The sequence below is a fragment of the Ancylothrix sp. D3o genome, from assembly GCF_025370775.1.
Classification (GTDB): domain Bacteria; phylum Cyanobacteriota; class Cyanobacteriia; order Cyanobacteriales; family Oscillatoriaceae; genus Ancylothrix.
Genome location: NZ_JAMXEX010000001.1, coordinates 774,997 through 791,984 on the forward strand (window position 1 = coordinate 774,997; position 16,988 = coordinate 791,984).

A 16,988-nucleotide genomic window follows, 5' to 3' on the forward strand; every position below is an offset into this window, starting at 1 on the left:
TTTGTAAGACAATCGCTTTTGTCTGTAACCGGCCCCTACAAATTTCTCTTGACTACCAACAACTCCTGCACGCAGAAGTAGAACCTGCTATTTTATATGCAGTGTCCTTTTGGCTGTATATGCAGCATGGAGTTATTTTGTTTGGATTAATCATCAAAAGCTAAACGGCCTCTTGTATCTAGCTATGCCTAGCGGCGTTTCCTAGCTTTGAAAAAATAAGAAAACCCAATCCATACTATTAAAAATAGAGAGAAAAAATCTAAAAACTCTCTTCAACCGCCGAAAAAATAGTTAAGCCTGTCCGGAGACTGCTAATTTTTGTGTTAAGCTGACATCTGTATAGAAAGTTACTGAAAACAACTTATTATATGCTGCCTTCTGTGAAATACTCCTTAGAAGTCATACAAGAAGAAGTACGCCGGCTGGTGCGATCCGGTGCCGTCAGTCGCCAGCAAAGAATTTACGCCTTATGCGAGTATATTCCGCCGCGAGATTGGGTATATTTTGAACGGGAATTAGAAGAAAGTAATTATTTACTGAGAGACGCATTAGGAGATTTAATGGGTCGAGAAGAATGGGAAAATGATTGAGGATATTTTTCCGATTAGGGCTTTGTGTGGAAAGGTAGGCTAACGGTAAAAGTTGTGCCTGATTGTTCTCCATTGATATTTTCTTGACTTTCTACCCAAATTTCACCGCCGTGTAAATCAACACACTGTTTAACAATTGCCAATCCTAAACCTGTGCCCGGAATACTGCCAACATTAATGGCGCGGTGGAAGGGTTCAAATAATCGCTCTCGATCTTGGGGAGGAATGCCAATTCCGTGATCTTGGATAGTAAAAATCGCTTGGTTGTTTTCACAAGTCAGGGTTAGGGAAACCGGCGTACCATCGGGAGAATATTTGATGGCATTGGAGATTAAATTTGTAAGAATGTGACGGAGTAGTTTGCGATCCATACAGGCTCCGCCGCACTCTCCCTTTGTTAAAAATTCTACCTCTGTTTTGTAGTGATAGCTAAGTAGCTGCTCGTCGATGATTTCATAACAAAAACTGCTCAACTCGATTCGTTCGGGATAAAATTTTATTTGGCCGGCTTCTGCCTTACCCAGCGTTAAAACTTCTTCTAACAATTGGTTTATGTTTTTAAGAGCGCGTTGAATACGATTGAGATGCTCATTTTTTTTGTCAGTTGACATTTTATCGTTATATTCTTTTAACAACTCAGCCGACAGGGAAATTATGCTCAAAGGAGTGCGGAATTCGTGGGAAGTTATGCAAAGATAGCGGGAGCGAATTTCGCTGAGTTGTTCGGCTTTTTGGCGTAGTTGTTCAGAGAGTTTTAACTGTTGGTTAATTTTATTTTCTGCATTAATTCTGCTCAGAGCCATTTCAATTGTAGCGTTTAATTCTGCTTCTTTAAAAGGTTTTAATAAATAGCCATAAGGTTCGGTAAGTTTTGCCCGTTGTAAAGTATTTTTATCGGCATAAGCGGTCAAATAAACAACGGGAATTTGAAAATTATTTTTGATGTGGTCGGCAGTTTGAATTCCATCGAGATCGCCTTGCAAAACAATATCCATCAGCACCAAATCAGGCTGCGTTTGAGCCACTGTTTCAATCGCCAATTCTCCAGAATCAACACAGCCAGAGACTTCATAGCCCAATCTCTCTAGCTTATCAGCGATATCCATTGCAACGATACTTTCATCTTCGACAATTAAAATCTTGACCGGCTTCATGTTTTGCCCGCAAGTTCTACTTGATTTATTTGCTTATTTTCCAGCCAAAACTAGCAAGATGGTTTAGATTATCCTGCAAAGCTTTTATTTTGTCAACTAAAAATTTCTGCAAAAATCTCTTTTTAAAGCCGACCTCGGTATTTCAACTCAGAAAAACGCAAACTAAAGCAAGTGCCTTGTTCTCGATCAATGGCGATTTCTGCCTTGAGTTGACGAGTTAAATTTGCCACTAAACGCAATCCTAAAGATTTGGTATTTTTGAGGTTAATTTCTGCCGGTAAACCAACTCCATTATCTGAAACTCGAAGCAAAAATAAACCGGTTTCGAGCGATTGAAACTCAATGCAAATTTCGCCAGAATTTTTTTCTGAAAAGGCATATTTGAGAGAATTAGAAACCAACTCATTAATCACCAAACCACAAGGCATAGCCGTTTCGAGATTAATCAAAACCGGCTCTACTTTGAGCTTAAGTTTAATACCTTCCGCACGATACCCATAGGAACAAAACAAGTGATTACCCAATTGCTGAATATACTCATATAAATTAATCCTAGCTAAATCGGGAGACTGATACAATTGTTCGTGAATTAAAGCAATGGATAAAATGCGATTTTGACTATCAGCGAACATTTGGCCAGCTTCCGGGTCAGAAATCAGCCGAGATTGCAAAGACAACAAGCTAGAAATTACCTGTAAGTTATTTTTAACGCGGTGGTGAATTTCTTTTAGTAAGACTTCTTTTTCTTGCAAAGAAGTTTTAGTTTGTTCCTCTGCCTTTTTACGCTCGGTAATATCCCGCTCTATTGCCACCCAATGGGTTAGCAATCCCCGTTCATTTACAATAGGAACAATATTTAAATCTACCCAAAACTGAGATTTGTCTTTGCGGTAGTTAATCAACTCAACTTGAATAGGATTACGGCTTAAAAGTGCGTGGCGAATGCGATTTAAAACCTGCGGATCGCTGTTTGGCCCTTGCAAAATTTTGGGAGTTTTACCAATGGCTTCTGAGGCTGTGTAGCCCGTCATGCGGGTAAATCCCTGATTAACATAAACAATTCTAGGCACAAGAGGCTCGATACTTTCTGCTTCCGTAATCACAATCGAATCATTTGCATTAACTACCACCGACTCTAGCAAGTGTAACCGTTCTTCAACCAGCTTACGTTCCGTGATATTTTCCACCATTGCTAAAAAATAGAGCGGCGTTCCTTTGGCATCTTGAATGAGCGTTATAGTTAAATTCGCCCACACAATCTCACCATTCTTTCTCAGATAGGTTTTTTCTAAATTTAGGGTAGAAATTTCTCCTGAGTATAAACGTTCAATTAAGGGTAATTGCAGCGGCCAATATTCAGGATCGCTGATTTCTTGAAGTGGTCGGTTTTGGAGTTCTTGCAAAGAATAGCCCAACATTTCACAAAAGGCTGGATTAATTTGAATTAATTTATAACCCTCCACATCACTCAAAGTAATTCCAATCGGAGCATTTTCAAAAAATAAGCGAAATTGCTCTTCACTTTTGCGTAGCGCTTCCTCAGCCAGCCGGCGAGCCGTAATATCCTGAGCCGCACCATAAAGCAATAAAGTATCAGCATCAGGAACAAATTCTACAGGGCGAGTATAGTCTCGCAGCCAGCGAACATCACCATTATTATCAATAATCCGGTACTCGCAAACATCCGCCTCACCGGCAAAAAATTTTTCGTGACGTTTTTGCACCTTTAAAATATCTTCGGGGTGAATTTTTTGGTGCCAAGCAATCGTTTCTTGAGAATTCAAATCAAAACTTTCGCTAAATCTTCCCGCACACCACTCAAAAACAGCCTTACCATTGCGATTTAATTGCAGAGCATAGGCATAATCAGAAATTAATTCCGAAACGGCTCTGTAGCGTTTTTCACTTTTAGCTAATTCTATTTCTACCCTGTGGCGTTCGGCAATTTCTTCTAATAATTGTTTATTAGTTTCTCTAAGTTGAGCAGTTCTTTGTTGAATCCGATTTTCTAACTCTTCATTAAGCTTTTGTAAGGCTTGTTCTGCTTCTTGACGTTGGTTGTGAGCCATCGCTTCTTGCAATGTCGATGACAGATAATCAGCAATTTCTATAAATGTAGCGATTTCATATTCACTCCAGCGATGGTATTTTTCACATCCAGCACTCAACACTCCCAAAATTTTGTTAGAAGTTCGCAGGGGAATTGCAATGTAAGCTTGAGTGCGAAATTTACTCAAAAATTGCGTTAAATAATCTTCCTTTGATTCTTGATTTACATCATCAACAATAATCGGCTCTCCTTTGAGAATTTCTTGGAGTTTCTCAGGCGTAGTTTTCAAGTCAAAAGTTTGGCCGGTTCCCTCCACCATATCCGCTGATTGAATCGATTGGATAACCGTTAATTGATATTGCTCATCTATACTAGAATAAGCAACTCGCAGGCTGGGAAAAAACTTATGAATTTGCTTCAAAGTGCCGTTAATAATTTGATTTACAGATAAACCGGCAGTTCTGCTACTTGATATGGTATTAATCAACCGCAAACAAATCTGGCTTTCTAACAAACTTCGCTCAACTTCTTGCCGATAAGCAATTTCTAGCCGTAATTGATCATTGACTTGGCTTAATTGAGCCGTTCTTTCTAAAACCCTATTTTCTAATTCTTCGTTTAATTTTTGCAGAGCAATTTCTGCATTTATGCGTTCTGTGAGTTCAGTTTCTAACTGTTGATGAAGTTCAGCTTGTTGGATGGCTATAGCTACTTGGATAGCCAATTGTTCCAATAAATTAATTTCAAATTCTTGCCAATTTCGCGGCTGAGAGCATTGATGAGCAATCAACAATCCCCAGAGTTTTTCTGGCTCGTTTGTAGAACGGGTTTTTTGGAGAATGGGTAAGACTAGATTGGCTGCTACTTGGAATTTTGTCAGTAAGTCAATGTGACAGGGTTTGAGATTGCTGTTGTGAATATCGTTAATAGCTTTAATTCTACCTTTAAGATAAGGTTCAATCCAGTGATTTTCAAAACAAGGATCGTGGATGGTTGTTCCTAAAATTGGTATCCAATCTTCGCCTACTGATTCAACAATAACAATGCCACTCCAATCAGGTTGAAATCGATAAATTAATACGCGATCACATTCTAATAATTGCCGGACTTCAGCGGCGGTGGTGTTGAGTATTTCTTCGAGATTCAGCGATTGACGAATTCTTAATGCAATGGCGGCGATGGGATTTGTGCTTGGGTTTGCTAGTGTTTGTTGAGGCTGCATGGCTTCGAGGTTTGATATCGCGTTTTTATTATGACTGAGGTACAGAAAAACCCGATCTCTTTTAGAAACCGGGTTTTTAGAACTCTCACATTCTAATCCATTCAACTGAAAAACCCCCTCTCTGAAAACTTAGTCGCTTTTCCCTACAAAAGTTAGATTCATAAAAATCCTTTCTGTGGGTCAAGGGGAGGGGTTTGGTACAGAGGTCAGATGGCTACAGGTTCCGGTTTAATGATATTGGTTAAAATTGATGCCGGTGCCTTGGTGTGAGGCCATGCGAAAGCGTGACGAAAAGCTGCTTCTTGACAGGCTTGTAATTGCCGAAAATCGATGATATCCAGCGTCAGCAAATTTTCATACTCAAAGGGCAATCGCATATTATGCAAACCGGCATTATCCGTGCAAATGGCAATATCAACTCCGGCCTCAAAACAACGATCAAAAACAATTTTTAACTGTTGCAAGTCCTTGAGAGTGCCGGTTTTGATATAGGTGGTAGGACACACTTCTAAACATTGGTTACGGCGGGCAATTTCTGGCAACAATTCAGGATGTTTTAAGGGAATTTGGATGCCGTGCCCAATTCGCATTAAATAGGGTAAAAGTTCTGGATAACAACCGCTCTCGGTTTCGTAAAGGTGGCCGGTGGTATTTAAACCCAAAGAACGCGCATAATGATAAAGCCCAATAAATTCGTCCAACCTTTCAGCATATTGGGCGTCGCCACCGGCTAAATCAACGCCACAAACAAAATGTCGAGATTGAGCGGCTAAATCAACAATTGCGCGGTTGACTTCATAAGGTAAGCGAGAATGCAAACACAAAATTTGACTTGTAATCAGCGGACAATCATTTAACTGACTGGCAGTGCCAACAATTTGAACAATCTCTGCCATTTTGTCAATACGCTCAGACTGACTCAAATGTTCTGGGGTGCGTAAATAAGGCGTGTAGCGTAATTCTAAATACGCGAGATTTTCAAAGGTATAGGCGCCGCGAATTAGCCGATAAATAAAGTACGGCAACATTTCTGCCGTTTGTACACCTTCAACCAAGGTGTGCAGTTCTAAATATTCATCAAGCGTGTTGCGGGGTTTGGTGTAAAATATCTCAAAATCTTGATATTCCTCAAAGCGCTGGGTAAATTCCCCGTTATGCCGTTGGAAATAACGCCAGAGAATGCGAGGCACAACCGAACCGCCTAAGTGCCGGTGTAATTCTGCGTGTAAAGCCACAATAACCTCAATAATTTTTTAGAGTTTGAATTGGAGATTTTAGATATTTGCATCTAAAACCTTTACAGGAAGCAGGAGACAAGCAAGGAACTCTTGCGCTTATTTTTCAAATTCGGGTGTGTTGTGCGTGGCAGGGTGGCGGCACATCTTGTCCCGTCGCCCTTGGGGTAAAGCTGTGATGATTATTTTTTTCTTGCTTAAATATTAACAAAAATTAATTTGACAAGGGGAACACATTGCGCCCATAATTGGAATTCGTGTGAAGTTCAGCGTAAAAACCCTTGGCTAACGTAGTTGTAATTGGTGCCCAGTGGGGCGATGAAGGAAAAGGCAAGATTACTGATTTGCTCAGCAAATCCGCAGATGTCGTTGTACGTTACCAGGGGGGTGTGAACGCCGGCCACACGGTAGTCGTACAAAACCAAACGTTTAAACTCCACCTGATACCCTCTGGGATCTTATACCCAGACACTCAATGTATCATCGGGTGCGGGACGGTGATTGACCCGAAGGTTCTGATCCAAGAACTTGACCAAATTGAGGCGCTGGGAATTTCGACCAAAAATTTGATGATTTCCCAAACGGCTCATGTTACGATGCCCTATCACCGGCTAATTGATGCGGCTTCTGAAGAACGGCGAGGAAATCACAAAATCGGCACGACGGGTCGGGGAATTGGCCCTACTTATGCCGATAAGTCGGAACGTACAGGTATCCGGATCTTAGATTTAATGGATTCTGAGGGCTTGCGGAAAAAACTGGAATGGACGATTAATTATAAAAACGTCATTCTCGAAAAGCTCTACAATCTGCCGCCGCTTGAGCCCCAGACGGTGATTGAGGAATATCTGCAATATGCGGAACGCTTACGGCCTCATGTGGTCGATAGTTCGCTGAAAATTTATGATGCAATTCAGCGCCGGCGCAATATTTTGTTTGAAGGGGCGCAAGGTACGCTGTTAGATTTGGATCATGGGACTTATCCCTATGTAACGTCATCGAATCCGGTGGCGGGTGGTGCTTGTGTGGGTACCGGTGTCGGCCCTACTATGATAGACCGGGTGATTGGTGTGGCTAAAGCGTACACCACGCGGGTCGGCGAGGGGCCATTCCCGACAGAATTACACGGGGATATCGGCGAGTTGTTGTGTGATCGCGGTGCTGAGTTTGGCACGACGACGGGAAGAAAACGCCGCTGTGGTTGGTTTGATGCGGTGATTGGCAGGTATGCGGTTCGCATTAATGGGATGGATTGTTTGGCAATCACAAAGCTGGATGTTTTGGATGAATTAGACGAAATTAAGGTTTGTGTTGCCTATGAAATTAATGGCGAACGCTGCGAACATTTCCCCAGTAATGCTCGTTTATTTGCCAATTGTCAGCCGATTTATGAAACTATGCCTGGGTGGAAAAAATCAACGGCTGAGTGCCGGTCTTTGGATGATTTGCCAAAACAAGCTTTGGATTATTTGAAGTTTTTGGCAGAGTTGATGAAGGTGCCAATTGCGATTGTTTCTTTGGGTGCAAGTCGTGATCAAACGATTATTGTTGAAGATCCAATTCACGGGCCAAAACGTGCGCTGCTTTATGCGGATGGTACGCCGGTGAGTTCTCAGGGTTAATTTTGTTTGAGTTTTAAAAGAAATGGGGGTGAGGAGTATCGGCTTTTCACTCTTTTTTCTATTATCTATTAGGTTGATTTGAGAGTTAAGTTTTTAACCGCAACAAGATCGCGGATGTAAAGCAGGCAGGATGCCTGCTCCACAGATGAAGAGGATGGTTTTATAAATTGGATCTGGGAGGAGATGGGTTTTTGGGTTTTGGGATGCGGTTTTTGATAAAATGTTAGGGCGAATATTGGAAAAGCGAAAATCATGGAACTGACTCTCGAATGCAGCAAACGGCCAGAAGGCAGTAAGCCTAATAGTCTTCGCCGCAGCGGATTTATCCCGGCGGTTTTGTACGGACACAACGGTACGGAATCTCTGGCTCTGACGGTAGAAGCTAAAACAGCAGAGTTGTTGCTGCGCGATGCAAGTGTTAATAACACGATTATTGACCTGAATATATCTGATATTCCTTGGAGTGGCAAAACTCTGTTGCGGGAAGTTCAATCTCACCCCTGGAAAGGATTCCCCTATCACCTCAGCTTTTTTGCCGTTTCTTCTCAAGATAGTCTGGAAATTGAACTGGCTTTAAACTTTGTGGGTACGGCGAGTGGTGTGAAAAATGATGGGGGAATTCTTGACCCTATTCTTACTCAGCTTGCCGTCAGATGCAAGCCTGACAGTATCCCCGAATCTCTTGATATAGATGTGTCGGAGATGGGAATCGGTGACGCTTTGCACGTTAATGAATTGAATTTGCCAGAAGGCGTTACTCCTGTTGGAGAGTTGGGTCGTGTGGTTGTTACGGTTGTCCGACCGGCCGGTGGCCCCGAAACTCCTCCTGCTTCTTAATTGCAATAAGATTTTTGCAAGGATGTTAAAAGTAGGGTGGGCTTTGCTCACCCTATTCTCTTTAAAGTTTTCCTCACAATTTGCCTTATTTTGAGCGTATCCTAATATACTATGACAGCAGTAAATATTCCTACTTTGATTCAGCAAATGTTGCAACCGGCTTTTTATCCTCATCCGGTATGTGACAAAATCGAGTTAATTCAAACTCACGTTTCTTTTGTTTTGCTCACCGGCGATTTTGTTTATAAACTCAAAAAGCCGGTTAATTTTGGCTTTCTCGATTATTCTACTTTGGAAAAACGCCGGCATTTTTGTGAGCAAGAATTGCTGATGAATAAACGCGGTGCTGGAGAAATTTATCTGGAAGTTTTACCGATTTCCCAAAGTGGTGAACAATATCAACTTGGGGGAAATGAGCCGGTAGAATACACCCTCAAAATGAAACAATTTCCCCAAGAAGCTTTATTTGTCAACTTATTTGAACAAGGCAAATTAAGCGAAAAAAGCCTAGAAGAACTCGGCGAAGTTGTGGCGAATTTCCATAAACAATGTCCGAGTAATGATTATGTCCGGACTTTTGGCAAAGCTTCGCAAATTCGGCAAGCAATTGATGAAAACTATCAGCAAACTGTCAAATATATCGGCGGGCCACAAACTCAACAACAATTTGACGAAACCAAAAAATTTACTGATAACTTCTTTGAAGAAAAAGAAGATTTAATCGAAAGTCGGATTGCAAATAATTGGATTCGGGAATGTCACGGAGATTTGCATATTCGCAATATTGCTTTGTGGCAAGATAAAATTCTTTTGTTTGACTGCATCGAATTTAATGAGCCTTTTCGGTTTGTTGATGTGATGTTTGATATTGCCTATGCGGTGATGGATTTTGATGCTAGAAACCGGCCCGAATTTGGCAATGCTTATCTCAATACTTACATTGAACAAACGGGAGACTGGGAAGCTTTACAAGTGTTGCCTTTATATTTAAGCCGGCAATCCTATGTACGCGCAAAAGTCACTTCATTTTTGTTAGATGATCCGGCAGTTTCAGCAGAAGAAAAACAAAAAGCTTCAGAAGTTGCGGGACAATACTATAAACTGGCGTGGCAATATACCCAACCCAAACAAGGTAAATTAATTTTAATGTCTGGGGTATCTGGTTCAGGAAAAAGCACCACTGCTAAACAACTTGCACGCCGCCTAAATGCGATTCATATTCGTTCTGATGCAGTGAGAAAACATCTCGCCGGTATTCCTTTAAATGAACGCGGAGGATCGGAAGTTTACACGGCAGAAATGACTCAAAAAACCTATAGCCGGTTATTAGAATTAGGGACAAAATTGGCGCTTGCTGGTTGGACAGTGATTTTAGATGCCAAATACGACCGGCAGCCATTACGAGAAGCCGTTATTAACCAAGCCGAAAAACATCAATTACCGCTGCAAATTCTCCACTGTACGGCACCGGAAAAAGTGTTGCGGGAACGTTTGGAAAAACGCACGGGTGATATTGCTGATGCAACGGTTGATTTATTAACATCTCAACTCAATGCCGCTGAAGCTTTTACGGATGCAGAGAAAGCTTATGTCATCACGTTGGATACTACTCAAGAGTTGATGCCACAATTGGAAAAACTTGGATAGTTTCTTTGGGCGGTTTTTGAGGTGATTTTGAAGTTAGGAAAGGTGGGCATTGCCCACCCTACGGGCTTATACCAAATCCGATTTATGGGGGTTCTTTTTATTTTTCTGTGGGGAAGACTTGCCGGCTGATCGATTTAGTTGCCGAATCTCGCCCCACAGATTGCTACAGTAAAGATCCCATTAAAATCGCTTTGGTATTAATTGATTTTGGTGGCGGTGATGGGGGAAGTCACCGGCACTTCTGCCACCGGCCTTGTTTTGACAATCGATGACTGTAACATCGGGGTGCGGGTAACAGAATCATTGGCTAAAGTAAACAGCGGATTCGATAAAATCCCTGCCAATGTTGTCGCTACAAAAGTTAGTATTAAACCAACTTGTAAGGGGCGCATTCCTGGTAAATTCCAGCGGACTTCTGGATAGTTTTTGACGAGTTCTGACATTTCTTGCGGTTCTTTTACTACCATCATTTTGACTACTCGGATGTAGTAGTAAATGGAGATAACGCTAGTAATTAAACCAAGCAAAACTAAACCATACATTCCAGCTTGCCAACCGGCCCAGAAAAGATAAATTTTGCCAAAGAAACCGGCCAAGGGTGGAATACCGCCGAGAGACAATAAGCAAATACTTAAAGCCAAAGTCAGCAGAGGATCTTTTTGATACAAACCAGAGTAGTCGCTAATTAAATCGCTGCCGGTTCGTAGAGAGAATAAAATTACGCAGGTAAAGCCTCCCAAGTTCATAAATAAATAAATCAGGAGGTAGAAAATCATGCTGGAATAACCGGCTTCACTTCCTGCCAATAAACCAATCATTACAAAACCGGCTTGGGCAATGGAAGAATAAGCCAGCATACGTTTCATGCTACTTTGTGCCAGCGCTACCACATTTCCCAGTACCATACTGAGAATAGCGAGGGCTGTAAACACAAAATGCCACTGTTCAGAAACAGAGGGAAAAGCCGTAACTAATAAGCGAATAGCGAGGGCAAAACCTGCTGCTTTTGAACCTACAGAAAGAAAAGCAACAACCGGTGTAGGAGAACCTTCGTAAACGTCTGGTGTCCACTGGTGAAAGGGAACAGCAGAAATTTTAAAAGAAATGCCGGCAATGGCAAATACTAATGCAATCACAACGGCTAAAGATTGACCGGCCCCTGAACTGGCAATGCCGGAGGCGATAGCTTCCAGGCGAGTTTCACCGCCCGACATTCCATAAAGCAGGGAAACACCATACAGAAATACGGCAGAAGATGAAGCGCCAATCAGCAGATATTTGAGCGCGGCTTCATTGGAACGAGGGTCACGTTTCATGTAGCCGGTGAGCAAATAAGACGAGATACTTAGCATTTCTAAGGAGATGAAAATTGTCACCAATTCATCAGCCCCAGAAAGAAACATTCCGCCTACAGTAGCAGTGAGCAAAATTGACAGAAACTCTGCCAAAGATGTGCCGCTTTGCTCAACGTATGTGATCGACATTAAGATGGTGACGACGGTAGAGAGGGCGATTACTGCCCGAAAGACAATGCTGAGGGCGTCGCCATTAAAACTGCCTAAAAAGGCGATGTTGTTGGTGTTGTCCCATTGGAAGTAGAGGGCGACAACGGCTGCAAGCAGGCCGGCGATGGCGGCGTAGGGTGTCCATCGCACCGAAGATCGCCCGTTGATCAAATCGCCTACCATGACGGTGAGTAGGGTGATGATGACGATGCTTTCTGGCCAGATGGTGCCGGCGTTTAGCTGCGCTGCGAGTTCGGCAAAGTTCATAAAGTTTTTGTTTGGCTACCGCAGTTTGGTTAAGGGTTCTTTACACTATCGAATTTTACCGTGTTGAGGGGCCGGTTATTTGCTGTTGGGGTTTTTTATGGTTGGGATAGGTTTTTTTTAAAGGTGAAGGCGAGGATGGTACTGCTGAAGATAGAGGCGTTTATTATTACTTTGTTCTTGATTTTTTATTGTTAGGTAAAATGGGTTTTTTGGAGAATTAAGATTTTTTAATAAACGATTGGCGAGGTTGGCCGGTGGTCGCATTTGAGCAAATATCAACCCCCGTATCTCAAAGCAGCTATGGCAGCCGAGGCTGATATTATCAGACTAAGCGAAGATAAGTAGAAGCACTTAATTATTTGTAGGATGGGTAGAGCGTAAGCGAAACCCATCAAAGCGTCGAGAGTGTTGGGTTTCGTTCCTCTACCCAACCTACATTACACCCAGAGTTTAATTAAGTTGACTTACTTATTTTGAAAATGCTGTTCTTTATCAAATGAGTGTGGAGGAAATTCGACGTGCAGAGGCTTATGCTTTTGACACCGGCATTCCCCCTAACAATTCTCACTTTCAATTTTAAAACCCCTCAAGTAATTTGCAAGATTGGAAACGCATAAATTTTACGCCTTTAATTGCAAATCAAACAAAAATCGGCATCTTTTAAATAACCTCTACACGACAAAGCCGGCAACCGGCCACTATTTCCCCCTCCTATTTTTAACCACCTCCGCCGCAAACTCAATCGCCGCCATCATACTCGAAGCATCCGCAACACCCTTACCCGCAATATCAAAAGCCGTCCCATGATCCGGCGAAGTCCGCACAAAAGGCAAACCAATCGTAGTATTAACCGCCCGATCAAAAGCCATCAACTTAACAGGAATCAAACCTTGATCGTGATACAAAGCCAAATAACCATCCGCCCCATCATTCCCCCTACCAAACCAAACTTGACCCGGTTTCACCCACATTGTATCCGGCGGCACCGGCCCCTCCAAAACCCACTCAGAATATCGCCTTCTTTCCCCCATCAACCAATCATTAATAAACTCCTTTTCTTCCGTTCCTAACTGCCCATTTTCCCCACTATGAGGATTCAAACCAGCAATCACAATTCGACCACCCCGCAACCCAAAATCATCTCGTAAACACTCCACCAACAAACCAAGCTTCAAACTCAATAAATCAGAATTCAAAGCAGCCGGCACTTGACAAAGCGGAATATGTGTGGTAACTAATAGAGTGCGGAGCGTCCATGCGGTGTAAGGTGATTTCGCCACAAACAACATCCCAAACCGCTTAACCCCCGAACGCTCCGCCACTAATTCAGTTTGCCCCGGATAATCATGTCCCGCCGCCTTCCACAACGTCTTAGCAATTGGGCCGGTGACAATTCCATCAAACTCCCCCGCCAGCGTTAAAGCAATAGCCGCCTCCATATAGGCAAAACTCGCCGCCCCGCTTGCCACATTTCCCTGGCCGGTGACAATCTCCCCAACCTCGCCAAAGCTCACATCCAAAATATTCAACTGTTGCAAATCTATCCGCAACTTCTCAGGCAACCGCTCAAGAGTTTTCCTTAAAACATACCGACTGCCAACCACCGTAATATCCGCACATTCACGAATTGCCGGCACAGCCAAAGCCTTTAAAATTACTTCCGGGCCAATACCCGCCGGATCACCAAGAGTAACAGCCAAACGAGGACGCATAGGAAATTACAAATTACAAATTAGAATTTAGATTGTAGAACCTAGCCGTCCATCCCGGCGCCCACCTTTAGATTAAAATACAAAACGAACTAAAGAAAAAACGCCGGCAGACCATCCCCCTACGGCGAAAAAAAAACCACATAGGAGAAACAAAAACATGGCAGCCGAAATATTCTCAATCGCCTTATTCCCCCTCGTCCTCATCCCCATTGGCATCGTAGCCGGCTTTCTTTTATTGAAACTTCAAGGCGCGGAAGAATAAACCAAGCTACCAAACAGCGGCAGGCGCTTCTGCCTGCCTCCACATCTAAATTACATAAAAAATTACCTAAAACTATACCCAAAAAAAATTTATTTCTACAACTTTTAACCAACCCCCTCATCAGCTATCGGCCCATTCCCCTTATTCTTCAGCAAGACATCCCGAATCACTTTGGCCCGCTCTTGCGTTTCCCCTGCCTGATTTTCATAATTCAAGGCCATCCGCTCCTGGTTGCGTTCACGCGCCCGCTTTGCCATCCGCCGCGACAGAGACGCACTTTCCTCCAAAGCACGCAGCGCCGTCCACAACGCCTCCTCTAGCGCCTCCCCCTGCTGAGCGTGCAAACTATCCTCCGACCAAGCATGACCTATCCGACAGCGGAAGCGCAGCAAATTGCCATTAGTTTGTTCCCAAAGCGTGCCCCCACAACTCGGACAACCCAAATTAGAAAGCACACCGGGGTTATCATCGCTATCCATAATCGACATATCAAATTCCGCCGCATCACATTCCATTTCCATTTCCGCAGACACCGGCTCATCTTCTCTACCTAATACTTCCTCACCGGCCAACTCCACCAAAACCGCAGCTATCTCCGAAAGCGGCAAAACATAATCAACATTCTCAACGTGCTTAATTGCATTTGCCGGCATACCCGAAAACAAAGCATCCTTGGGGTTCTGCACCACCGCCAAACCACCCCGACTTTTTACAGCCAGCAAGCCAGCACTGCCATCATCCAGCGTCCCCGACAAAATCACCCCCACCACCCGATCAGCATAGGCTCGCGCCGCCGTCCGAAACAACGGATCAATAGCAGGCCGGTGGTTATTTTCCTTTGGCCCTTGGCTGAGACGGATATAACCACGCCTCAGCAACAAATGATAATTCGGTGGAGCCACATAAATATATCCGTGCTTAATCAACTGCTTATCTTTTAGCTCAATAGCCTTCAGCTTTCCCGCTCGATTGAGAATTTGAGGCATCGCACTCATCGCAGTCACCGGCAAATGCAGCACAATAAAAATTGCCGCTGGTAGAGAGGCCGGTAAATCTCGAACCAACTTTGTTAAAGCTTCCACGCCCCCAGCAGAAGCACCAATAACAATAATATCGTGACCGACCATTTCCCGCTCCTCTTTAACTATTTTTCAAATAGATTCTTTTAAAAAAGCCCTTATAAAGCCAGCCACTCAAATTTTTAAATTTTTTATAGAGGCTATTGTTAAATTATAGCAAATTAACCCTCAATATTACCGCTTAACTTAACTTTATATTTTAATTTTCACATAAAAACTTATTCCTAGTTACCGAAACTTCTTCCTCTCACAAATTCTAGCCAAACTTCGCACTATTTCCAATTCGCTCTCATGGTTGCACAAGCCGGGGTATTTCGATGCGGAAAGTTGAACCTTCCCCAACAGTGCTTTCAACAGAAATTTTGCCATTCATTAAAATTACCAGCCCCCGGACAATTGCCAAACCCAAACCAGTGCCTTGATACCGGCGAGTTGAACCTTGATCCAACTGGTGAAAAGCCTCAAAAATCCGCTCAAAATCACCCTCAGCAATTCCAATTCCCGTATCCCTAATCACCACCACCAAACGCTCACCATCAATACCACATTGAGACACCTCAACCCTTACACCTCCCCTTTCTGTAAACTTAATCGCATTCGAGAGCAAATTCACCAAAATTTGACGCACCCGGAGACTATCATTAACAACAATCGCATTATCCAGCTTCACATCATCTTCTAAAACAATATTTTTTTCCCCTGCCAAACAGCTTAATTCTAAAATTGTTGCATTTACTAACTCTTTGAGATTAAAAGCTTCTAAATTTAACTTTTGACAACCGGCCTCAATTTTAGAAAAATCAAGAATATCATTAATTAGTGTTAATAAATGCTTGCCATTATTATGAATACGCTCTGCCAATTCCGCTTGCTTGCCTGGAGGTTGATTTTGAAAATGCCTCAAAAGCAATTGAGAAAAACCCATAATTGCATTCATTGGCGTTCGCAACTCGTGGGAAACACTCGCTAAAAAATTAGATTTCAGCCGCGCCGACTCTTGCAAACGCAAATTTTCCAAATGAACCTCTGCCAATTGCCGCTCAGCCTGCTTGCGAGCAGTAATATCGCGCAACAGCCACCGCAAACTCAGCACATTTCCCTGCCAGTCGCAAACCGTACCGACTGTCAAAGCCGTTTCAATTCTGTTACTGTCACGCGGTTGCAAACGCACCTCCCACTCGCGCAACCGGTTGAGCCGGCCCAGCTTCAAATCAGTAACCCGACACCTAAACAGTGGCCGGTCGTCCGCATAAATAAACAAACTCAGCGGTTTACCCGGCAAAAACTTTTGAGGCACATTCAGCATCCCCGCAGCCATTTGGTTTGCTTCCAAAACTATACCGTTCTCATCCGTCACCAAATAGCCATCCGGCGCAAACTCAAATAAATCTCGGTAACGCTGGCGCTCAGCATCCAACTCCGAGCGAGTTTCCTGTAACTGTTCATTTTGGATTTGCAACTCTTCTTGAGCCGCATTTAGCTCATCTACCAGCGAGTAAACAGCTTCAAACTGCTCTGGCAAAGTATCGATATGCACTGGTAATTGCTTGACAGAAGCGTGCAGAGCCGTTATGTGTTGGCGCACCGCCGTCAATTTACCTCCATAGCTTTTAAGATTTGTCACCCTTCGTCTCCTTTTCTTGTTTAGATTTTATAATGGTAAGTTTTTCTATCTTGCTGAGCTTAAAAAGGCAGCCCAGTAAAACGTTATCTTGCCTTCTTTTATCAAACTTGGAGGCCATTTCTCTTCATCCTTGAGAGATACTTTTCGGTAAAGAAACATTACTTTTTTAGTGTCACCTCCTA

At 43.0% G+C, this 16,988-nt stretch carries 12 protein-coding genes; 5 read left to right on the forward strand and 7 right to left on the reverse strand.

What is annotated here, in order from left to right:
• Positions 1–368 precede the first annotated feature (368 nt).
• Positions 369–590, forward strand: a complete 222-nt coding sequence (locus NG798_RS03260; RefSeq protein WP_261220348.1) for a DUF4327 family protein — start codon at positions 369–371, stop codon at positions 588–590.
• A 14-nt stretch (positions 591–604) separates the two neighbouring features.
• On the opposite strand, the gene NG798_RS03265 is transcribed toward NG798_RS03260, so the two are convergent.
• The 3 genes from NG798_RS03265 to NG798_RS03275 all read right to left on the reverse strand — a co-directional run bounded on the left by NG798_RS03265 (position 605) and on the right by NG798_RS03275 (position 6,251).
• Positions 605–1,744 (reverse strand): ATP-binding protein, encoded by a 1,140-nt coding sequence (locus NG798_RS03265; RefSeq protein ID WP_261220349.1) that lies wholly within the window; start codon positions 1,742–1,744, stop codon positions 605–607.
• Between the two features lie 122 nt (positions 1,745–1,866).
• The gene (locus NG798_RS03270) at positions 1,867–5,016 is read right to left on the reverse strand and encodes a PAS domain S-box protein (RefSeq protein ID WP_261220350.1); all 3,150 of its coding nucleotides are present in this window, start codon (positions 5,014–5,016) and stop codon (positions 1,867–1,869) included.
• Between the two features lie 206 nt (positions 5,017–5,222).
• Complete coding sequence (locus NG798_RS03275; protein WP_261220351.1) at positions 5,223–6,251, reverse strand: adenosine deaminase; 1,029 nt, start codon at positions 6,249–6,251, stop codon at positions 5,223–5,225.
• 281 nt (positions 6,252–6,532) lie between these two features.
• Between NG798_RS03275 and NG798_RS03280 the strand changes: the two genes are divergently transcribed.
• From NG798_RS03280 to NG798_RS03290, 3 genes are all read left to right on the forward strand, one after another.
• The gene (locus NG798_RS03280) at positions 6,533–7,873 is read left to right on the forward strand and encodes an adenylosuccinate synthase (protein ID WP_261220352.1); all 1,341 of its coding nucleotides are present in this window, start codon (positions 6,533–6,535) and stop codon (positions 7,871–7,873) included.
• Positions 7,874–8,125: 252 nt separating this feature from the next.
• Positions 8,126–8,710 (forward strand): 50S ribosomal protein L25/general stress protein Ctc, encoded by a 585-nt coding sequence (locus NG798_RS03285; protein ID WP_261220353.1) that lies wholly within the window; start codon positions 8,126–8,128, stop codon positions 8,708–8,710.
• A 111-nt stretch (positions 8,711–8,821) separates the two neighbouring features.
• A complete protein-coding gene (locus tag NG798_RS03290; protein ID WP_261220354.1) occupies positions 8,822–10,357 on the forward strand; it encodes an AAA family ATPase in 1,536 nt (511 codons plus the stop codon).
• A 197-nt stretch (positions 10,358–10,554) separates the two neighbouring features.
• Here the strand turns inward: NG798_RS03290 and NG798_RS03295 are convergent, their stop codons facing one another.
• Entirely contained in the window at positions 10,555–12,129 is a 1,575-nt protein-coding gene (locus NG798_RS03295; RefSeq protein ID WP_261220355.1) for an NAD(P)H-quinone oxidoreductase subunit N, read from the reverse strand.
• A 698-nt stretch (positions 12,130–12,827) separates the two neighbouring features.
• Positions 12,828–13,841, reverse strand: a complete 1,014-nt coding sequence (gene pdxA, locus NG798_RS03300; RefSeq protein WP_261220356.1) for a 4-hydroxythreonine-4-phosphate dehydrogenase PdxA — start codon at positions 13,839–13,841, stop codon at positions 12,828–12,830.
• 157 nt (positions 13,842–13,998) lie between these two features.
• Here pdxA and petM point away from each other — a divergent pair, with 157 nt between their 5' ends.
• Complete coding sequence (petM, locus tag NG798_RS03305) at positions 13,999–14,103, forward strand: cytochrome b6-f complex subunit PetM (protein ID WP_261220358.1); 105 nt, start codon at positions 13,999–14,001, stop codon at positions 14,101–14,103.
• Between the two features lie 104 nt (positions 14,104–14,207).
• Here petM and NG798_RS03310 read toward each other — a convergent pair whose 3' ends face one another.
• Positions 14,208–15,230 (reverse strand): chemotaxis protein CheB, encoded by a 1,023-nt coding sequence (locus NG798_RS03310; RefSeq protein ID WP_261220359.1) that lies wholly within the window; start codon positions 15,228–15,230, stop codon positions 14,208–14,210.
• 241 nt (positions 15,231–15,471) lie between these two features.
• Positions 15,472–16,806, reverse strand: coding sequence for an ATP-binding protein (locus tag NG798_RS03315; RefSeq protein WP_261220360.1), 1,335 nt, complete (start codon positions 16,804–16,806; stop codon positions 15,472–15,474).
• Positions 16,807–16,988 lie beyond the last annotated feature (182 nt).